Source organism: Microcoleus sp. AT3-D2 (assembly GCF_036705715.1).
In the GTDB taxonomy this organism is placed as follows: Bacteria; Cyanobacteriota; Cyanobacteriia; order Cyanobacteriales; family Microcoleaceae; genus Microcoleus.
On the sequence record NZ_JAUBVE010000007.1, the window covers coordinates 116,951 to 137,492 of the forward strand.

Annotated in this window: 15 protein-coding genes and 1 pseudogene; 7 read left to right on the forward strand and 9 right to left on the reverse strand. The window is 44.7% G+C overall.

Translation table 11 applies throughout. The annotated features are described in order from the left end of the window. Nucleotides 1-60: 60 nt before the first annotated feature. Nucleotides 61-420, forward strand: coding sequence for a Spx/MgsR family RNA polymerase-binding regulatory protein (locus QUB44_RS05270; protein WP_333164794.1), 360 nt, complete (start codon nt 61-63; stop codon nt 418-420). 2 nt (nt 421-422) lie between these two features. On the opposite strand, the gene QUB44_RS05275 is transcribed toward QUB44_RS05270, so the two are convergent. The 4 genes from QUB44_RS05275 to QUB44_RS05290 form a co-directional block, all read right to left on the reverse strand. After that, entirely contained in the window at nt 423-851 is a 429-nt protein-coding gene (locus tag QUB44_RS05275; protein ID WP_333164796.1) for a GNAT family N-acetyltransferase, read from the reverse strand. Beyond that, nucleotides 841-2,451: a cyclic peptide export ABC transporter gene (locus QUB44_RS05280; protein ID WP_333364025.1), complete on the reverse strand. Its 1,611-nt coding sequence runs from the start codon at nt 2,449-2,451 to the stop codon at nt 841-843. The genes QUB44_RS05275 and QUB44_RS05280 overlap by 11 nt, the downstream gene beginning before the upstream one ends. Before the next feature lie 140 nt (nt 2,452-2,591). Next, nucleotides 2,592-3,197 (reverse strand): Uma2 family endonuclease, encoded by a 606-nt coding sequence (locus QUB44_RS05285; protein WP_333364028.1) that lies wholly within the window; start codon nt 3,195-3,197, stop codon nt 2,592-2,594. A 143-nt stretch (nt 3,198-3,340) separates the two neighbouring features. Then, entirely contained in the window at nt 3,341-4,912 is a 1,572-nt protein-coding gene (locus QUB44_RS05290) for an NAD(P)H-quinone oxidoreductase subunit N (RefSeq protein ID WP_333364061.1), read from the reverse strand. Between the two features lie 414 nt (nt 4,913-5,326). On the opposite strand from QUB44_RS05290, the gene QUB44_RS05295 reads away from it, so the two are divergent. The 4 genes from QUB44_RS05295 (at nt 5,327) to QUB44_RS05310 (ending at nt 8,916) form a co-directional block, all read left to right on the forward strand. Next, the gene (locus QUB44_RS05295; protein ID WP_333364031.1) at nt 5,327-5,545 is read left to right on the forward strand and encodes a hypothetical protein; all 219 of its coding nucleotides are present in this window, start codon (nt 5,327-5,329) and stop codon (nt 5,543-5,545) included. Nucleotides 5,546-5,580: 35 nt separating this feature from the next. Beyond that, entirely contained in the window at nt 5,581-6,573 is a 993-nt protein-coding gene (locus QUB44_RS05300; RefSeq protein WP_333364033.1) for an ABC transporter substrate-binding protein, read from the forward strand. Then, nucleotides 6,570-8,660 (forward strand): SpoIIE family protein phosphatase, encoded by a 2,091-nt coding sequence (locus QUB44_RS05305; RefSeq protein WP_333364037.1) that lies wholly within the window; start codon nt 6,570-6,572, stop codon nt 8,658-8,660. The genes QUB44_RS05300 and QUB44_RS05305 overlap by 4 nt, the downstream gene beginning before the upstream one ends. Nucleotides 8,661-8,781: 121 nt before the next feature. Continuing rightward, nucleotides 8,782-8,916: a helix-turn-helix domain-containing protein gene (locus QUB44_RS05310; protein ID WP_333364064.1), complete on the forward strand. Its 135-nt coding sequence runs from the start codon at nt 8,782-8,784 to the stop codon at nt 8,914-8,916. 69 nt (nt 8,917-8,985) lie between these two features. Here the strand turns inward: QUB44_RS05310 and QUB44_RS05315 are convergent, their stop codons facing one another. From QUB44_RS05315 to QUB44_RS05335, 5 genes and pseudogenes are all read right to left on the reverse strand, one after another. Next, nucleotides 8,986-9,999 carry a poly(ethylene terephthalate) hydrolase family protein gene (locus tag QUB44_RS05315; RefSeq protein ID WP_333364040.1) on the reverse strand — a complete coding sequence of 338 codons (1,014 nt, stop codon included), beginning with the start codon at nt 9,997-9,999 and terminating at the stop codon, nt 8,986-8,988. A gap of 271 nt (nt 10,000-10,270) precedes the next feature. After that, a complete protein-coding gene (locus QUB44_RS05320) occupies nt 10,271-11,644 on the reverse strand; it encodes a response regulator (protein WP_333364043.1) in 1,374 nt (457 codons plus the stop codon). Further along, on the reverse strand, nt 11,641-14,802 hold the full coding sequence (locus QUB44_RS05325) for an ATP-binding protein (RefSeq protein WP_333364046.1): 3,162 nt from the start codon (nt 14,800-14,802) through the stop codon (nt 11,641-11,643). The genes QUB44_RS05320 and QUB44_RS05325 overlap by 4 nt, the downstream gene beginning before the upstream one ends. Before the next feature lie 486 nt (nt 14,803-15,288). Continuing rightward, a pseudogene (locus QUB44_RS05330) lies at nt 15,289-15,759 on the reverse strand (serine/threonine protein kinase); the annotation flags it as partial. A 170-nt stretch (nt 15,760-15,929) separates the two neighbouring features. After that, nucleotides 15,930-16,703, reverse strand: coding sequence for a VOC family protein (locus tag QUB44_RS05335; protein WP_333364049.1), 774 nt, complete (start codon nt 16,701-16,703; stop codon nt 15,930-15,932). Nucleotides 16,704-17,092: 389 nt separating this feature from the next. On the opposite strand from QUB44_RS05335, the gene topA reads away from it, so the two are divergent. Further along, on the forward strand, nt 17,093-19,861 hold the full coding sequence (gene topA / locus QUB44_RS05340; protein WP_333364052.1) for a type I DNA topoisomerase: 2,769 nt from the start codon (nt 17,093-17,095) through the stop codon (nt 19,859-19,861). Nucleotides 19,862-20,052: 191 nt separating this feature from the next. Further along, on the forward strand, nt 20,053-20,298 hold the full coding sequence (locus tag QUB44_RS05345) for a hypothetical protein (RefSeq protein WP_333202532.1): 246 nt from the start codon (nt 20,053-20,055) through the stop codon (nt 20,296-20,298). The last annotated feature ends 244 nt before the right edge of the window (nt 20,299-20,542 follow it).

The following is a 20,542-nucleotide window of genomic DNA, read 5'->3' on the forward strand; positions in this document are numbered from 1 at the left end:
TAGCCAACAGTCAACAGTCAACAGTCAACAGTCAACAGTCAACAGTCAACAATCATTATTATGTCAATTCAACTTTACGGAATCCCCAACTGCGGAACCTGCAAAAAAGCTTTCCAGTGGCTCAAAGATAGCGATGTTAATTACGAGTTCATTAACACAAAAGAACAGCCGCCGACTCGCGAAACAATCCAAAGCTGGGTAACTGCTTTGGGTTTTCAACCCATGCGAAATACTTCCGGTCAATCTTACCGCGCTTTGGGCGAGGACAAGAAAAATTGGACTAGCGAAGAGTGGGTAGATGCTTTTGCTAAGGATGCGATGCTGCTGAAACGTCCTCTTTTCGTTAAAGATGGAACGGCTGTTTTAGTAGGTTTCAAAGAAGACGTAATTAGAGAAAAATTGGGGCTTTCAAGGGGCTGAGCTCAGCCTGTTGTTCGCCGCATAAACTTCATCTCGCCCACATCATCTGTGAAACCCCAACGCTCGTAAAACGGCATCATCTTTGGCAAACAGTTAAGAGCAAAGTTCTCGACAGCTTGCAATTCTGGATGATTTAAAACTGCATCCATCAGCTTCGCACCCAGTCCCATCTTTCTGTGCGTCGGCTTGATAATGACATCAAAAATCATCGCTCTGTATACGAAATCGGTGATAACGCGAGTAAAAGCAATTAGCCGATCGCTCTCATCGACAAAACCAATGATAACATCAGTAGCAGCCAGCATTTTCACAACATCCTCCCGCGTCCGCTTGTCGCTCCAAAACTCGTTTTTGTACAAATCCATCAAGTCAGAAACCTGGCTTTCGGTCAAAGTTTCGACAATTCGGTAGTTATCCATTTTATCGGTCATACTCTACTTTACCGTAATCTAGTTTAATTGCGCGATCGGCTAAATCAAAATAGCGATCGTCGTGACTAATCACAAACACCGTTTTCCCCCGCCGCTTCAACTCCGGTAGCAACTGCTTGTAAAAAATATCCCGGAAAAACGGGTCTTGATCCGAAGCCCATTCATCAAACAAATAAATCGGTCTATCTTCCAAATACGCAGTCAGCAAAGCCAGCCGCTTTCGCTGTCCCTGAGACAAAGCCGTAGTTGACAAAACTCCATCTTTCACCTGAACTTTATTTTCCAAATGAAACTCTCGCAAATATTCAGCAGCCTGCTTATCCAAATCGTGATAAGTCATCCCCAAAAGCCTTTCAAACAGATAGAAATCCGAATAAATCGCAGAAAAATGCTGCCTGTACCACTCTCGATTTTCCTCACTAATTGGCTGGCCATCTAGGAGAATTTTTCCCAATTCAGGAATATACAAACCAGTGATTAACTTAGCTAAAGTAGACTTACCGCTGCCATTCCCGCCAATTATAAACACCAATTGACCCGGATGAAACTTCAAATTCAGCTCGCCCAAACTAAAATGGCTGTCTTCTTTTTCTCCCGGGTAGCTGTGAATTACTCGATTTAACTCCAGCGTCTCCCACTCAGCATTTTGAAACGGTTTAACCGTTGCATTCATCTCAGTTTGACTTGCCAAAGCTAATCCCATTCTCTCTATCTTTTCCACAGAAGTATTAGCACGAAAAAGTGCCGGCAACCTTTGCAAAATGTTCTGAAATGGAGACATTAAATAGGTACTTGTCAGAATATAAGCTGACAAAACAGGTGTAGAAACTGGCACAAATTTGGGTAAAGCAAACAGCAGCAAACCCATCAGCATAAAAAATAGCAACTGACCCACTCCAATCGCAACTGCACCAGTATTCAAAGCAGTCACGTTATAATTGCGGGAAGCATCAGCACTCACCTGCAATTCTTCCGTAAAAAACTCTTGGCGGCGTAAGGAATGCAGTTTTAGTTCCTTAATTCCATCAGTAATACTGCGAAAATGCTTAAACAATATATCTTGTTCTTCTCTGGCTAAATCGAAAAATCTTCGCATTTTGCTGAGCAACAATTGCACCGTGCCAATCATCAGCACCAGAAAACCAAATACAACAACAAAAACCGTACCCGAAATCGTGCTTAAATAAGTTAAGCAGCCGACAACAACGGCGATATCAACACAAAGAAAAGGAATCAAAAATATAGTATTAGAAAGCGTTCCCACATCATCAGTCAGAGTGGCCAGCAAGCGGTTAGCACCCAACTCTTCCAAGTTCCGCAAAGGAGTAGACAAAATGCCACGGCTCAAACTCAGTCGCAAATTGTAAACAGCTTCTTGAGAAAGGTAGATTAACAAAAATTGGGATACAAAGCCACTCAAAAGAGCCAAGATTGCTAATCCCGCAAAATACCAGACTAAATTTCCATTGGAATTGTCGCTGATTGCACGATTAATTAGGGAAATTAACATAGCGCTGCAACCGCCGCTAATTAAGCCGGTGAGTATGGCAATGGAAACATTTAACCAAGAAGCTTTTAATAGTAACCAAATTACATTCATCTAATTTTACTCTTAATTTAAATTTGGAAACTCACGTGCAAACCAACGAAATCCCCGACTTCTTGGTGACAATCTCGATTACTACTGAATAAATTTGATTCAGCAGTCGAGTCTCTTGATATTCGCACCCCCCAATAGCATTAATTTCCTTCTTGTACTTCCGTTTCCTGGGTTTCAAATACTACTTTTGCATAAATCTCGCTCATCGACATTTGCACTCCCAAGGAAGCAAAAGAAACTGTTGCTGTCTCTCCCTCATATTCCCGAAACAACCATTCATTTGATTCTGTTTTAATATATTGTGCGACTAAAAACTCTGATTGATTGACTAACACATATTCACGGAATTCCGGGATAGAGCGATAAAACCGAAACTTATCCTCTCGATCAAAATCTTTGGTAGACTTAGAAAGCACTTCCACGATGAGCATCGGATTGAGGATCTCATCACTGCGTCCCTCGGTAAAAACTGGCTCCCCTTCAATCACCATCACATCCGGGTAAGTTCCCCGTCGGTACCGAGGAATCCACAACCGCAAATCGTTGTGAAAAAGCTCATAGGGCTGCCCCTCAAGCAAATTTCCCAAGACTCTACTCAAATTTCGGATAATCCGGCTGTGATTAATACTACCACCACTCATTTGTACAATTTCTCCATCGCGGTATTCATTTCTAAACTCAGCAGTTTCCTCTAACTCCCGGTACTCATCTGGAGTATAAAACTTTGCCTTACTTTGTACTAACATTGTTGCCTCTGTACTAACTTTTATCTGCGTTTATCTGCCTACATCTGCGATTAAAAATCATAATTAACAGTATATCACAACAAAAAAGAAACGCCCAACTGCAAAGAGTCAGGCGTTTTCCACTATTTCAAAACCAGGAAGAATTAATCCCGGCTAGACACCAAATTTGACTCGATTTTCGCACCCACAACAGGTTGCACATGACTCAATGCCGACTGCAACATGGGAGTTTTGGTGATAGCATCATTAGCCAAATTAAACAAAGGATTTGACAAGATTCCCGCCAATGTTGTTGCCACCAAGGTGAGTACAACGCTGACTTGCAAAGGCCGCATTCCCTGAAGATTCCAGCGAACTTCTGGATAATTTTTCACCGCATCTGACATTTCTTGAGGTTCTTTTACTACCATCATCTTGACAACGCGGATGTAGTAGTAAATCGAAACTACGCTGGTAATTAATCCCAGAATAACTAAGCCGTAAAGTCCTGCTTGCCACCCTGCCCAGAACAGATAGATTTTGCCGAAAAATCCAGCCAGGGGCGGAATTCCACCGAGAGAAAGCAGGCAAATACTTAAGGCTAAAGTTAACAGCGGGTCTTTTTGGTACAAACCTGAGTATTCGCTAATTTGGTCGGTTCCAGTCCGCAGCGAGAACAGGATGATGCAGGCGAAAGCACCCAAGTTCATAAACAGGTAAACCAACAGATAAAATATCATGCTGGAGTAACCGGCTTCTGTTCCTGCAATCAAACCCAGCATCACAAAACCGGCTTGGGCGATCGACGAATAAGCCAAAAGCCGCTTCATGCTAGTCTGGGCGAGGGCAACCACATTTCCCAACACCATGCTGAGAATGGCTAAGGCCGTGAACACGAACTGCCACTGTTCGATAAGTGCGGGGAAAGCAGTTGTTAACAAGCGGATTGCTAGGGCAAAACCTGCTGCTTTGGAACCGACAGAAAGGAAGGCAACAACGGGTGTAGGAGAACCTTCGTAAACGTCAGGAGTCCATTGGTGGAAGGGAACCGCAGAGATTTTGAAGGCGATTCCGGCGATCGCAAAAACCAAAGCAATTACCAAACCGAGAGATTGACCTTCATTCACAGTAGAAAGGTTAGCCGCGATCGCACTTAACTGAGTTTCGCCACCAGACAACCCGTACAGCAGCGAAAGCCCGTAGAGAAACACCGCCGAAGAAGACGCCCCAATTAACAAATATTTCAAAGCAGCTTCATTGGAACGCGGGTCGCGTTTTGTGTAACCCGTCAGCAAATAAGACGAGATACTCAGAGTTTCCAACGAAATAAAAATCATCACCAATTCATCAGCGCCGCTGAGGAACATTCCCCCCAAAGTAGCGGTTAGTAAAATGCCGATAAATTCCGCTAAAGCAGTACCCGTTTGCAGTACATAGCGGACGGATATCAAAATAGTGACAGCCGCAGTCAAAGCGATAATGCCGCGAAACACTAAACTCAAGGCATCGCTGTTAAAACCGCCTAGAAACGAGATGGTATCAACGTTATCCCACTGCAAACACAAGGCAGCGACGGCGGCCAGCAAACCCGCAACGGCAACGTAGGGAGTCCAACCCGAGGAACTGCGGCCTACGATTAAATCGCCGACGAGAACCACCAAGAGGGTGATGATGACAATTCCCTCTGGCAAGATAGTTCCAGCATTTAGCTGGGCAGCAAGAGTAGCAAAATCCATATTTTCAGGCAGGTTGGGTAGTACAAGCCGCAAAGGCTGTAATGGGCTGTGAACTTGTAAAAATTCTTTACCAAACACAGATTGTAGCGGATTACAGCTTCGCGATCCCACTTGGGCGGGTGTTTGTTGCCGGAGAGTTGATACTCGGTAGCGGTTTTGCATACATTTGCGGCCATTGTAGAGATTGCTGACTGATGTCACCTGCGACTCTCGTCGCGATCGACCATAACTGCCACAATGTAGAAAGTTAAACCAATAATTCGCCATGACTGAAAGCATCGAGGATACCCGCCACGTGATTCATCCGTCCAGAAATAAAAAACCTGTATCCGATAAAGGAGCCCCCGAATTTATCCGTGGGGTCAATGCTTCAATTCTTTAATCTAAAATCTAAAATCTAAAATCTAAAATCGATTGACTGACTCGCTAAGTGCCTACAAAAGGCAGATTCTCAATGACTTCAACAACGGCCGCGACTACGAGAATGAATTTCACAAACAGGCTGCAACTCGGTTAGTAGAATTGTCAAAAGTGCGATCATCGGGCAAGCTTGTTCTAGATATCGCCACTGGAACAGGTTTAGCGGCGATTGCGGAGAATGCACTTAGGTCGATCGGACTCAAGAAAATATGAGTCGCCTTTTCTACACCAGGAATGCTCTCGATAGTATGTCTAAACTACTCAATTACATCTGTATATTTATTATTATCGGCTGCCTGGTGTTTGCGTGTCATTCCCCGGAATCCCTAAAAGTAAAACGTCCTCCCCTGAAAGTAAGTTTTATCTCTTTTGTTGGCCATAGACCTGGCATCATTGCTCAAGAGAAAGGATTCTTCAAAGCGCAAGGGATAGACGTGGAACTCAGCTATGTAGACTACTTACAATTGCAACAAGCAGATTTCAGTGCAGGGAAGTATGATGGGATCGGATTGACTTTGGGCGATTTTATAATATTGAGTGCCACAAATCCTGATATCCAAGCTGTGATGGTTGTGGATGAATCGACAGGTGCAGATGTGGTAGTCGCGCAATCGGATATTAAAACAATCCCTAGCTTGAAAGGAAAAAAGGTTGGTGCAAATCTAGGCGGTTTTAGCGAAGTCTTCGTTACTGAGATGTTGAAAATCTCTAAGCTGACGAGCGATGATGTTAGGCTGGTTAAAGTTGATGGTTTAGAAGTTCCCCAGCGCTTAAAAAACAATGCTATCCAAGCAGGGCACACTTGGGAACCGCATCTTTCTAAATCATTAAAATTAGGGGCAAAAATTTTGTTTACAAGCAAACAAACCCCAGGCTTAATTTTGGATTTGATCGCGTTTCGGGGTGAGGCGATACGCGATCGCCCCGAAGATATTCGCGCCTTTGTGCGAGGCTGGTTTCAAGGCTTGTCATATTGGGAAGCAAATATTCCCGAAGGAAACGCGATCGTGAGCAAAGCGTTGAATATTCCCAGCAAGACAATCTCTTTCGAGGGAATAGACCTCACTGACTTTGCAGAAAATCAAAAATTCTTTCAATCAGACAGTCCTAATTATATCTACAAAACCGCCAAGAAATATGCCGACTTTTTTATTCGCGCTGGCAATGTGACGCGCCTTCCCAATCTAGAAACCTTGTTCAATTCTTCTTTCTTAACCCCCCCTCCTCGCCTGAAACCATGAAGCGCTCCTTTTTCAACAGCATTCGTACAAAGTTAATCGTCTCGTTTCTCGTCGTTGCTCTGATTCCATTATTGCTGTTAGCATTGATCAACAAGCAGACAACTCAAAAGGCATTGACCGACAACGCACGGCAAGCCCTATCTGCGGCGGCTAACGAAACCGCTTACAGAATAGATGGGTTTATCGATGGGAATCTCAATGCAGTGCGCGTAGAAGCGATTTTACCAGGTTTGGCCGCCTATCTGGGCCTACCTCCAGAACGGCGAAATGGTAGTCCCCAAGAGATGTTAGCGACTGAAACCTTAACCCGGCTCAGTCGCAAAGATATGCTTAATATTATCTCCTATGCCTTGCTCAACTTAAAGGGACGGAATGTACTAGATACGAATACACCGGATGTTGGACGAGATGAATCCAGTCAAGATTACTTCCAAGAACCGCTCAAAACTCAACTATCTTTTGTTTCTAGTATTAGGCAATCGCCCACAATTCCCAACCTCGTGACGCTCTTCTTTAGCAGTCCTGTTCGCGATGCGAAGGGAAATATATTGGGTGTATTGCGGGTGACATACAATGCCACATCTGTCCAGCAGTTGGTGACTAGGGAAACTGAACGTGCAGGTGCGAAATCGTTAGCAGTTCTTTTAGATGAACACTATATCCATCTGGCACATAGCACTACACCTGAACTCCTTTTCAAATCGATTGTGCCTTTGTCACCCAATGTTGTAGCGAAAATGCAACGCGAAGGACGTTTGCCTAAGACTCTAACCAAAGAAGTTGCAATCAATTTGCCCGACCTCAAGCAAGCATTAGACACTAAACAGCCCTATCTAACCACACGATTGGTAGCTACGGGTAATAAGGAGTTGAGCCTCTTAGCGATCGCCCACCTGAAATATAAACCTTGGTCAGTCCTCTTCGCACAGCCCATTGCCGTTGCCCTAGCACCTGTAGAAAAACAAATACGTGATGCACTTCTTTTATTAGCAATCATCGCCACAATTGTAACTATCATCGCTTTTGCGATCGCACAACTATTAACAAAGCCTGTAATTTACCTCACCCAAGCGGTTGCCCAGTTTACGGCGGGTAACTTAGATATGCGTGTGAAGATGCGATCGCGAGACGAAATCGGTCTGCTGGCACGATCGTTCAACAGCATGGCGAGGCAAATCCAAGAATCCTTTGAAACCCTCGAAGACAAAGTTAAAGAACGAACAGCAGAACTTGCTAATGCTAATCAGGAAATCATTACCCTCAACGAAAAACTCAAAGTAGACAACCTCCGCTTAGGTGCAGAATTAAATGTGGCGCGTCAGATCCAGCAAATGATTTTGCCTAACCCTGAAGAACTGGAAATTGACGGACTAGATATCGCCGGATACATGGAACCCGCCGATGAAGTAGGAGGTGACTACTACGACGTGCTACAGATCGATGGTGTTGTCACACTGGCGATCGGTGATGTCACCGGACATGGCCTGGAAAGCGGCATTCTGATGCTGATGGCACAAACCTCAGTTCGCACCCTGCAAGAGATTCGTGAACTAGACCCCGTTCGATTCCTGGATGTACTCAACCGTACCCTCTACAAAAACGTACAGCGCATGAATTCTGAGAAAAGTCTGACGCTGGCGATTTTGAGCTACTCCGAAGGACTGATTAGCATCAGCGGTCAGCATGAAGAAACGCTAGTTGTGCGAAGAAATGGAGATGTTGAGCGCATCGACACGATGGAGTTAGGCTTCCCGATCGCTTTAGATGATGATATCGCAGGCTTCATCAGTCACATCCTGATTGAGCTAGAACCTGGAGATGGCGTGGTGCTATATACTGATGGCATTCCAGAAGCCTATAACATCCGCAAAAAGCAGTATGGACTTAAGCAACTGTGTGAAGTGATTAGTCAAAATTGGTACAAGTCTGCAGCAGAAGTTAAGGATGCGGTGATTGTAGATGTACGGCAACATATCGGTAAGCAGAAAGTGTTTGATGATATTACGTTGCTAGTCTTTAAGCGGCAGGCTGACGTTACTGAAAAGGGAAATTTAGTTAATAATATTATTTCCCAAGAAATATGCTAAAATGAAGCTGAAACTTTGATAAATACTTTATGAAGTAAACTACCAATAAAAAATTGATTTAACAGCAGACGAGTTAAAAATAATTCTGTCCGAGCAGCGAACTCTACCTAATAAACAAAAAATACAGGCACTTTATTGGTTAAAAACTGGAGCGAGTCAAAGCCTTACAGATGTAGCTGAACCTTTAGGTGTACATATAATTACTGTACATAGATGGTTAAAACAATATAGTGCCGGCGGTCTGTCAGATAAGTGATGCCCAATAATAAAAATGTAGGCACACTATCTATTAGCCTTAATCTATCTTACGTTTTTTTAAGTGGAGCTACTTAGAAGATGGCTTGGGAACTGCAACGGTGGTAACACGGACATTCGGATCGAGGGCGTCACCTTGAGAGTAAATATAATCAAATGCCGATCGATCTTTAAGCATATTTGCCCGCAAAAACAGGGCGCTCCAACGGGCGATCGTTTCAATACCCACGGCTCGCTCTAAGGTAGCAGTATTGCGATCGGGGTTCGCACCAGCGGGGTTATTAACATCGGTAATGCCGAAGTGATTTGCACCCATAACAGTAATCAAAGCTTTGGGTGGTGTTTGAATTTGGTCAAAAGTGCTTTGAGCTCGATCGGGCAGGGCGACACCATCGATCTCGCCTTGAATCAACGCCACTGCAATGCCATCATTAGCGATGGGTACAAATTCATTAGCCATGGGATTCCGCAAGTTAGCTCCAAAAAATGCACCCGCTAATAGTTCTTTCGGGCGCGTAAATGGCTCTTGACACAAATACAATTCTGGGAGACATTTGTTAGCAATCACCGATAACCCCACTGCACCCCCAAAAGAATGACCCAATAAACCAAGGCGCTGCCTATCGATAACAGACGCGATCGGGGATGTGGGCTTTGTGTTTTCGATCGCCATTTGCGACAAAACGGCCGCAATTTGCGAAGTTTCCGACGCCAAATTAGGCGGTGAAGTGGGATTGAAGGGTGAAGGGCGCAAATGGTTCGGAACGACTACCACAAAGCCGTACCGCGCCACATGGCTAGCGTAATCTGAATAAAATGATTTATCTACAAGCGCACCTTGCAATAACAGTACAATCGGGAAAGAGTAATTACCAGAATTAAGATTGGATGGTTTAGGATAATAAATGTCAGCTAAATCGTTATTACCAGATATGGTCGTACTGTAAAAGCTAGTTTCTTTAAATGGCGGTGCATAATCGATTGTTGTGGCAAATACTTTGCCTCCAAGGACAACAAATGCAGCAATTACACAAACAATTGCTATGGTTTTTGCTGAAACAAAATCAACGCTTAAATTAATCATTATTTTTGGTTTAAGAGTGTGTGCATAAGCTACTAAAAAAAGCAAGTCGGCGACCCTTGGTAATTTAACGAGCGTTACCGGAAAAGGTTTCCAACTCTGTGACAAAGAGTAGGGGCGGGTTCACCAACAATACCTGCCAATAATTGACCATCTCAAAAACCCGCCCCGACCGGGATATTATGGTTAATCGATCCGACATGATATGACTCCTAAATAAACACGAATCCCGATTTTACACCCTTTTTGACTACTTGGATTTTAGTGGGGCTTATCACCCGACCAAATCTTCTTTAAAAAAACGTTTTTTAGAGTGGTGAATCGGAATTTCGATTTCCAATGTCGCCCCTTGAGCCGGTATCGAAAAACAACGGAGTTGCCCCCCGTGGTTGTCCACTACAATAGCATAGCTAATCGATAACCCCAAACCCTTCCCTTGGCCCACTTTCTTCCTTGTAAAAAATGGCTCAAATATGCGTTGTTGAATATCTTCGGTTATGCCCGACCCATTATCAGTAATATAAATACCCACTTGACAGTCCGAGAGTAACTTCGTGCAAATAGTAATAGTAGGGATTGGGCTGCTATCATCTAGATCATTTGCCCAACTTTTTTGTGATTGCAACGCCTCAATCGCATTAGTCAGGACGTTCATAAAAACCTGATTAATTTGCCCTGCGTAGCATTCTATCTTTGGCAGAACCTCATACTCTTTTACCACTTTAATTATCGTTTGGTCTGCTTCATCTTTCAGCCGATGCTGCAAAATCATCAGCGTACTTTCAAGCCCTTCATGGATATCCACCGCTTTTAACTCAGCTTCATCGAGTCGGGAAAAATTCCGTAGCGAGTGCACTATTTCTTCGATCCGGTCAGCTCCTATGCTCATAGAAGCAATTAACTTCGGCAAGTCATTCCTGAGAAAAGTGAGATCCATCGCCTCCAGTTGTTCCTGGATAGCTGCTGTGGGATTGGGGAAATCTTCTGCGTAGAGTTGCACCAGCTTCAGCAAATCTTGAGTGTACTCCGTTACCGGAGAGAGGTTCCCTTTAATGAAGCTAATCGGATTGTTAATTTCGTGAGCTACCCCTGCTACGAGATTCCCTAAACTTGACATTTTTTCGCTTTGGATGAGTTGAGATTGTGCATTTTGTAACTGTTGTAGAGCCTGCTCTAGTTGTTGGGATTTCTTCCGCTCTTTAGCCTCGGACTCCTGCAATCGCGCATTTTGCTCGTGCAATTTTTTTTGCAAACGCTGAATAGTTAGTTGATTTTCGACACGAGCTAAAACTTCTTCTAAATGAAATGGCTTGGTGATGTAGTCTACTCCTCCAATAGCAAATGCTTTGACTTTATCCAACACTTGATCTAGGGCGCTCAAAAAAATAACTGGAATACCCGAAGTTCTGCCATCCGCTTTTAAATGTTGGCAAACTTCGTAGCCGTTCATCTGGGGCATCGTGATGTCAAGCAAAATCAAATCTGGCGGGGTGGAACGCGCTGCTTTTAATGCCATTTCCCCGTTTATTACGCCCCGAACTTTATATCCTTTGTCGCTCAACATAGTCGATAAAAGACGCAGGTTGTCGGGGGTATCGTCAACCACTAAAAGATTGGTCAAATGAGATTCTAATTGATGACTATTCATGGAATAATTTCTTCAGTTAAGTTAGTAATTTTATCAAAACGAAAGTTGTTAGCCCAATCAGCGATGGTCTCCGCGAAAGAAGTATTAGATTCGGGGATTTCGGTGACCAAACTTAAAATCAGCTCTGCATCAGCATCGATAGCTGCTTGATGTAACTGTATCACCCACTCCCTAGGCATTGCCGCTAAATTTGTCCTCAAGAATTCAGTTTTTTCCCCTTCTTTTACATTCAAGTCTTGATCCTCAAGCTGAGATAATGTAAAGTTCGGTAAATCTTCATAGATATACTGTACCCCTAAATGTTCAGCCATTTTGGCAAAAATAACTTCTTCTTGGAAAGGCTTGCTCACAAAATCGTCACAGCCTGATGATAAAACAATGGCTCGCTCCTCATCAAAAGCGCTAGCGGTCAACGCAACAATCGGCGTAGCCTCCTCTTGAATCTTGGCTTTAATTTGTCTGGTGGCCTCATACCCGTCTATCACAGGCATTTGCATATCCATCCAAATTAGGTGAGGTTTCCAACTTTCCCAGATTCTAATAGCTTCTTGACCATTTACTGCTTCGCGTACCTCCAAGCCAAGCGGTTCGAGAAGATGAACCAATAGCAAACGGCTCTCCCATTTATCATCAACCACCAAGATGCGATATGAGGGTTGGTTGGGTTCTAAACCAATTACCCGCCTTCTTGATTGTCGAGGTTGAATTTCAGCCATCTCAGGGGAGCTAACTTGGATATCAAAACTAAAAATAGTTCCTCGATTCAAGGTACTGCTGACGGTAATGTCTCCTCCCATCAGTTGTACGAATTGTCGGCTGATGGGTAAACCCAAGCCAGTTCCTTCTTGAGATTTCCGACCCGCGTCAGTTTGTACAAAAGCTTTAAATAGGGAATCTACCTCAGTAGGATCAATGCCGTGCCCCGTGTCTTCCACTTCAAACGTAATAGTCCGTGGTTCGTTGTCTGTTGGGGACTTTTGTTTCGCACTAATTGCTGCAACCCGAAGTGTCACACTTCCCTTCGTAGTAAACTTGATCGCATTTCCTAACAGATTAATCAAGACTTGACGCAATTTACTTTCGTCAGTTTTTACATACTGAGGAATGTTAGAATTGATGTGCCAACTGAGCTGTAAACCTTTAGAATCAGCTTTGAGTTTGAGCATTTCTTCGAGAGAATGGAGCAAATGATACAGGTCAAAGCTAGTAGGATTTAAGGTAATCCGACCTGCCTCGATTTTAGACATTTCCAGCACGTCATTAATCAGCGTCAGCAAATGCTCGCCAGAACGACTAATGATGCCTAGCTGTCCTTGCTGTATGTGAGAAAGAGATGAGTCGCGTCCCAGCACTTGGGTAAAGCCGAGAATTGCATTGAGGGGAGTTCGCAGTTCGTGACTCATTTTTGATAAAAATTCGCTTTTAGCCTTGTTAGCCGCATCTGCAACTTCTTTGGCTTGCTGAATTTCTTGGCTGGCATACTGAATTTCTTGGAACTTCTCCTGGAGAGCACCTGCCATGATTTGGAAGTTGTTTGTCAGGACATTGATTTCGGTTACTCGGCTGATGGGTAATTGTAATTCTTTACGTTCAATCAGCTTATTTGGTAAATTGGTGGTAAAGTTAGTCAGTTGCTGCAAAGGTTGAATTAGACGGTGGCTGATAAGTTTAGTCAGTAGGGGTGTCAACATCGCGATCGCCGTCAAGACTGCAAAACTATTTGTATAAACTCTATTTAAGACAACTAGATGGGGAGCACTAGCCATTTCGACGACTAATTGCCAGGGAAAATTCTCACCGATCGTTGCTTTCTGAACATAGAACGATTTTCGCCAGCGTACCGCCTTCGGCATATTTTGAACAATGGGAATCCAACGGTGGGTGGTGTCATCTACGTGCTGTATTTTGCCATTGTCATTGTGATCGAATGGTTGTAATAACTTGAGCTCCTGACGAGTGCTGAGAATCACTTGCTGCTGCGAATTCAGCACGGTAATCAGATCTGTGGAGGCTGGATAATTCTGGGTTAACCAGCGATCGAGTGCATTAACATCAATTTCTGCCAATACCTGACCCACCAGACGATCGTCCTCCAAGATCGGAACGCTTTGAATCATGCTAGAGAAGTTAGCGCGATCGAGCAATATACTGTCAGAAAGTTTGGGCTGCTTCTCCATCAGAAAGGAATTGTATTTTAATCGTTCCAGTTCGCTCGACGTTGTAGAAATAGCCGATACAATGATTTTTCCTTGAGTATCAGTGATGTAAATATTCCGGAATTCTGGAAAGGCTTGCTCGACTAACTCAGTGGATTTTTGGAGGGCATTTGATTGAGACAAGTTGCTATTCTTGGCAATGACTGCCAGTTCGACCATCATGCTTTGGCTACGCTGCTGCCAGTTCCACAGTTCTCTGCTTATACTCTTGGTGGTAGAGTTTAAATTTGCTAAGATATAACGTTCTTGCTGAGCGGTAGCCCCATCGCAGTTCCAAATCGTCAGGATGACAGTTGGGATAAACACAAAAGTAACGAACAAATTCAAGAGAGTTTGCTCAAAACTCATGATTTTCGTTGCTGGGGAACGACCGCTCCACTGAGCAATGGGGGTATGATTTAGAATTAAACTTGCCACTAGGGCGTTACAAATTAGATTGACTGGGTTTTTTAGTGACATAAATAGCACTAAACTGGGTTCAATCTTGCCAACGCCAGCATATAGTAACCACAACAAGGGAAACCCAATTAATCCCCAATAAATCACGTCGAGCAGAAGTAAATTATTGCTGCGCCGTCGCAATCCCCAGCCGACAAAAAATGCTTCTAGGGTAAACAGGATAAAGCCGTAGGGATGTTTCCATAATAGGATTGTGTGGGAACCCGCGATCGCCCCTGCGAGCGTCCCCCAGCCCCATCCGTACAGTCTCACAACCAACATGGTAAACACACTGCCAAATAGCCAGTCTAGATGGAAAATTATCGGAATGCTGAAGTAATTACCTGCATAACTCAGGATGAGCAGGATGAGCAGGATTACACTGGTTGACGATCGATACTGTAATTTCATGAGTCCCGATAAGTAGGTCAACTTAATTAAATGTAAAATGTGATGGCTGTTAGCCCCGACTTCTTCAAGTGCTGCGGGCGTGGATTTTGTCATCTACCAAGTAAGCTGTTCAGCATTTAAATTTTTTGCCTGAAAGCCAGGGTGCAAGGAGTCTAGGCTTCAAAAATCCCAATTTAAATGCGTATCAGCTTAGACGGGTTTGAGCATATAAGCGATGCCTACTGTCACCGGGTGATCGCGGGAGCATCTCACTTTTACAGCCCAGCTAGAAATGGGAGTTTTGAGGCAGGAGACACGAGGAAAGAGGAAGAAGAAAGGAGCCCGAAGAAGTGTTTTTACAAATATCAGATGCTCCCGGCGATCGCGATCAGGTTAGGACTGGAACGAAAGGCTTTAGAAAACTTTTCCTTAGACTGGCCCCAGGTTCTTTCTGTGTGCATTATGACAATAGTCCGGACTGTTTTTAGTTCTTAGGCTGAAACCCTCGATTTTCCGTTGGTAGTTCGATAGCCGAATCGCCTTGAAACCCTTATTCTACGGTTGGCAATCAAAAACTGTCCGAAGTATTGTTATGAGACCAATGATTTTAATTTGTTCGCTATCGGGGTTAATCAGGATATTGGCGGGTTTGATATCTTTATGAATAACTCGGTTTTGGTATAGAGAGTGGAGAATATCTGCTAGTTGCAGTGCCTTGTTAAGAAAGTTTTCTAAAAATACCGATTGAGAAGGTTGGTTTTGATCAGTTGCTGCCTGGAGATAACTACAGAGGGAAACTCCTCCACATTCCTCCATTATCAAAGCATAGGCGTTTTTATAAGGCGCTAAATCGAGTGGCTTAACAATACTGGGGAGGTTGAGGTTTTTGACGATGGTATATTGGTTGCGGAATTGCAGCAGTTCGCTGAAGCTGGGGTATTCGTTTCTCAGCAGTTTGATGACGACTGGAGTACGATCGCTCTCCCGAACACCTCGATAAACTAAAGTGCGATCGCCTGCATAGAGTTGTTCTGTTATGCGATACCCCGGCAGGTCAGTAATTGTTTCCATTTTCCAGTCCTCAATAAATTCGGGGTTACTATATCTCTAGTTTACTCAGCAAACTTGGTAAATTCTCAATGGCCTCTAATGTTCCTGCACTTGTCAGTCCGCGTTCTGTACGAACGATCGCAGTTCGTTGGATACTGAAGCCATATTATTAATTGTTTTACGGCTTGAGATTACCAACTGATAATAAGCGGCAATCCTGGCCGAAAATCTACCTGTTGTCCCTGCACTTCTCCATCAAAACCAAGCTCCACAAAATACTCGGTTCCTATCCGTAACTTTAGCTGATTTGTCTCAAGCACTGCTTGAAGTTCAGGTGACGGATTATTGGCAGCAGGACTGACTAATTCTACACGAGTAATTTCGCGGAAACCAACACTATGATCCAAAGGCTGTGACTTATCAGCAGAGTATTGATCGGGACGTTTACCAAAGGGAATTTGGAAAAGCATGGGCTCAGTCAAAACATCACTATTTGTTCCTACCGCGATACTCATCGTTTCAGGTAAATAAGGTGGACGATATGCCCAACTAGAAAATGCAACTGTGTCCTCAGAACCTTTGGCTGGACGCAAACAAATGCCAAAAGGACACGCAGCATTATTCCGATTTGTCGATCGCTCCCAAAGACGAGTCAAATGAATTCGCTCCGACTTCGCCTCTTCTGGATCGTGAATCCATAACAATTCCAACATTGCGTTATGGAAAAAGAAACAGCGATTGGCTGTACCTTGTCCGCGATGAATGCGAGATCCACCCTCAACTAAACCGAATGAGGATAAACGATTAGCTTCCGAAGCACCAATATCAGTAAGGATGAAAAGATGGTCGAATTCAAATCTCATAGCATTGTTGATAGAATTGAGCGATCGCTCAATTAATTTTAATCCTCTGTGATTGCTTTTTTTGCGATCGCCACGCTGATGCTGCACAGCGTACTGTACCAAATTCCAAAACCTCTACTCAGTAAATCTTTCCCAATCTAAAATCTAAAATCTAAAATCTAAAATCGCGCAATCGATCGCCCCAGCCTTCAAGTTACAACCAGATTGAGGAACCATCCGCCCGCATCCCGCAGTCTCAACATCCAGTTAGCGACAATTCTGCTAAAGTCAGGTCATCCAAGGAGTGCATCTTGTAGAGACGCGATTCGCAGCCTCTGCCCCCAAAGCAGTAAAATCCCATCAGCTTGTCACCTGCCACCCGATCGGCAGTAAGTTAAAAATTAAGGTAGTTTGAAAATAATCGCCCAAAGTTGAAAGAAGCCTTGACATCTGACCTACACTCTGTAATTTAGACCCTCTAGCTGCGCTGCCATCCATATTTAAAAGATGCCATGTCAACCTTAGTCATCGTCGAATCTCCCACAAAAGCCCGTACCATCCGCAACTTCCTGCCCTCCACCTACCGTGTAGAGGCATCGATGGGCCATGTCCGCGACCTACCATCCTCCGCCGAAGAAATACCAGAAGCCGTTAAAGGAGAAAAATGGGCGCAACTCGGCGTAAACGTGGAGGCAGACTTTGAACCCCTCTACGTCATCCCGAAAGATAAAAAGAAAATTGTTAAAGAACTCAAAGACGCCCTCAAAGACGCCACAGAACTGATTCTAGCCACTGACGAAGACCGGGAAGGCGAAAGCATTTCTTGGCATTTGCTGCAAATCCTCAAACCCAAAGTGCCCATCAAGCGGATGGTGTTTCACGAAATCACCCGCGAAGCTATCCGCGACGCCTTAACCCACTGCCGCGATATCGACAATCGAGTTGTACAAGCCCAAGAAACTCGCCGAATTCTAGACAGACTCGTCGGTTACACACTCTCTCCGCTATTGTGGAAAAAAATCGCTTGGGGTTTGTCCGCCGGTAGAGTGCAGTCAGTCGCTGTACGCCTGTTGGTGCGCCGGGAACGGGAACGCCGCGCTTTCCGCCAAGGTAGCTACTGGGATTTGAAAGCCCTTTTGGAAAAGGGCAAGATTTCCTTTGATGCCAAACTCGTGACAGTCGGCAATGTCAAAGTTGCAAATGGCAGCGATTTTGATGAAAATACCGGGCAAATTATTGCAGGGCGCCGTGTACTTTTGCTCAACGAAGAACAGGCGCGGGCTTTACTCTCACGCATTCAAAACAAACCTTGGACTGTCGGGAATATTGAAGAACGGCCAGTCACCCGTAAACCCTCGCCACCGTTTACGACCTCGACTTTGCAGCAGGAAGCTAACCGTAAGCTGCGGCTGGGTGCGCGGGAAACAATGCGAATTGCCCAAAGTCTCTACGAACGCGGTTTTATCACCTATATGCGGACGGATTCGGTGCATTTGTCCGAACAGGCGATCACAGCGGCGCGCAGTTGCGTGCAAGAACTTTACGGCAGCGAATACCTCAGCCCCCAACCGCGCAAATACACCACGAAAAGCAAAGGCGCCCAGGAAGCCCACGAAGCTATTCGTCCCGCCGGCAGCACTTTTCGGACTCCGCAGCAAACGGGATTGGATGGCATTGATTTCCGCCTCTATGATTTGATTTGGAAGCGGACTGTCGCTTCTCAAATGGCCGATTCCCGCCAAACTCACGTTACTGTATTAACTCAAGTAGAAGATGCCGGTTTCCGTTCCAGCGGCAAACGCATTGATTTTCCAGGCTTTTTGCGGGCCTACGTGGAAGGTTCCGACGATCCGAATGCGGCGTTGGAAGACCAAGAGGTGATTTTGCCGGCGCTGAAGGTGGGGGATAAACCTAATTGTAAGGATTTAGAGGCAGTTGGCCACGAAACTCAACCTCCCGCCCGCTACACGGAAGCTTCTCTGGTGAAAATGCTGGAAAGCGAAGGTGTGGGCCGTCCGAGTACCTACGCGAGTATTATCGGTACAATTGTCGATCGGGGATATGCGAAATTAATAGCTAATGCCCTAATTCCGACATTCACCGCTTTCGCCGTCACGACTTTATTGGAAACACATTTTCCCGATTTAGTAGACACCGGTTTTACTTCCAGAATGGAACAAACCCTCGATGAAATTGCCACCGGCGAGGCGAAATGGCTGCCGTATTTGCAAAAGTTTTATACAGGGGAGACCGGGCTCGCAACCCAAGTTAAAGAACAGGAAAGTCAGATTGACGCGAAAGTTGCCCGAACTGTGGTTTTGGAGAATATTACTGCTAAAGTCTGCATCGGCAAATTCGGCGCATATCTGGAATCTGAAAGCGAAGAAGGCCTGGTAAAAGCATCGATTCCCCAAGATTTGACGCCGGCAGATTTAGATCCGGAACAAGTGGAGTTTCTGTTAAAGCAAAAAACGGAAGGCCCGGAAAAATTGGGACTCCACCCGGAAACCGGGGAACCGATTTATGTGCTGATTGGCAGTTATGGGCCATACGTTCAGTTAGGGGAAGTTTCGGAAACGAACAAGAAACCGAAGCGGGCTTCTTTACCGAAGGGGACGGATAAGGATAGCGTGACGCTGGATATGGCGGTGAGTTTGTTGACTTTACCTCGCTTGTTGGGCACTCACCCGGAGACGGGGGCGAAGGTGCAAGCTAATTTGGGGATGTACGGGCCTTATGTGGTGCATGACCAGGGTAAGGTGGGGAAAGATTATCGATCGATCAAGCCGCCGGATGATGTTTTGACTATAATGCTCGATCGGGCATTGGAAATGTTAGCGCAACCGAAAGCCGCCCGCGGCAGCAGCAAAACAGCTACACCTTTGAAGGAATTGGGCGCGCATCCAGAATCGGGAGAATTGATCAATGTTTACGATGGTCGCTACGGCCCCTACGTGAAACACGGCGATATCAATGCTTCTTTGGCTAAGGATGAATCTGTTGAGAATTTCACCTTACAAAAAGCACTGGATTTGTTAGCAGCGAAGGAAGCAGCGGGAGGCGGTAAATCTAGCAGCAAGTCGAAGAAGTCAACCAAGACTGCGGCGAAGTCGGAAACTGCGGCGAAGAAAACAACTACTGCGAAGAAAACCACTGCGGCGAAGTCAGAAACTGCTGCGAAGAAAACCACTGCTAAAAAGACGGAGACTGCGGCGAAGAAAACCACTGCTAAAAAGACGGAGACTGCGACAACAGCCAAGAAAACAACTAAGTCAAGTTAGCAGGATTTACGCACTGTACGGTCAGAAACCGGGTTTTTTGCAATAATTTGTTTTAGCAGACAGATACGGTAAAAAACCCGGTTTCTTCGATCGCGCCGTGCGTAAGTAGGTCGGCTCTTTCTAAAGTAATCCTTTGGTTCTCATGATATAATCAAAACTATCCATGTAGTAATTGGAGTAATTGAATCGCCATGATAGCTGAACTTATGGTACAACCTTCCTACTGGATCGATCGTGAGATTTCGATTCAGAAAGTCAGAAATCTTTACTTATTCAAATTTACCGAAAACCTGCAAACTAGATTAGAAGAACTAGCCGACAGAAAAAAGGCTAATCTTTTAACTTCAGAAGAGGTTGTAGAATTAGCAAGCTTACTAGAACTAGATCGGATTTTTACCTTAATTAACGCTAAAGTTATAGCAGCCTCATGTCCGTAAACCGCGCTACTAGAAACTTAGTAAGAACTAGAGCTAATTTTCTTTGTGAATATTGCCATTCAGCGGAAGAAAGTCAGGGCTATTTCATTCTAGACAGCTTCTTCAAAACGTCTAGACCATAGCCCGCGAGCCGTTGTGCCTGTGCCATATTTGTTTCTCCAGCTTCTCGATAAAGATTGAGTGCTAAATTACGAGCAATTGCAAAAATGGCCGGGAGCTCGCCGACTCGAACTCTAGAAGCATC

Excerpts from the sequence above, each read along its gene's own strand:
- QUB44_RS05300 (WP_333364033.1), top strand. The coding sequence starts at position 5,581 with ATGTCTAAACTACTCAATTACATCTGTATATTTATTATTATCGGCTGC.
- QUB44_RS05285 (WP_333364028.1), bottom strand. The coding sequence starts at position 3,197 with ATGTTAGTACAAAGTAAGGCAAAGTTTTATACTCCAGATGAGTACCGG.
- QUB44_RS05325 (WP_333364046.1), bottom strand. The coding sequence starts at position 14,802 with ATGACAAAATCCACGCCCGCAGCACTTGAAGAAGTCGGGGCTAACAGC.
- QUB44_RS05305 (WP_333364037.1), top strand. The coding sequence starts at position 6,570 with ATGAAGCGCTCCTTTTTCAACAGCATTCGTACAAAGTTAATCGTCTCG.
- QUB44_RS05315 (WP_333364040.1), bottom strand. The coding sequence starts at position 9,999 with ATGATTAATTTAAGCGTTGATTTTGTTTCAGCAAAAACCATAGCAATT.
- QUB44_RS05270 (WP_333164794.1), top strand. The coding sequence starts at position 61 with ATGTCAATTCAACTTTACGGAATCCCCAACTGCGGAACCTGCAAAAAA.
- QUB44_RS05280 (WP_333364025.1), bottom strand. The coding sequence starts at position 2,451 with ATGAATGTAATTTGGTTACTATTAAAAGCTTCTTGGTTAAATGTTTCC.
- QUB44_RS05320 (WP_333364043.1), bottom strand. The coding sequence starts at position 11,644 with ATGAATAGTCATCAATTAGAATCTCATTTGACCAATCTTTTAGTGGTT.
- QUB44_RS05345 (WP_333202532.1), top strand. The coding sequence starts at position 20,053 with ATGATAGCTGAACTTATGGTACAACCTTCCTACTGGATCGATCGTGAG.
- QUB44_RS05290 (WP_333364061.1), bottom strand. The coding sequence starts at position 4,912 with ATGGATTTTGCTACTCTTGCTGCCCAGCTAAATGCTGGAACTATCTTG.
- topA (WP_333364052.1), top strand. The coding sequence starts at position 17,093 with ATGTCAACCTTAGTCATCGTCGAATCTCCCACAAAAGCCCGTACCATC.
- QUB44_RS05275 (WP_333164796.1), bottom strand. The coding sequence starts at position 851 with ATGACCGATAAAATGGATAACTACCGAATTGTCGAAACTTTGACCGAA.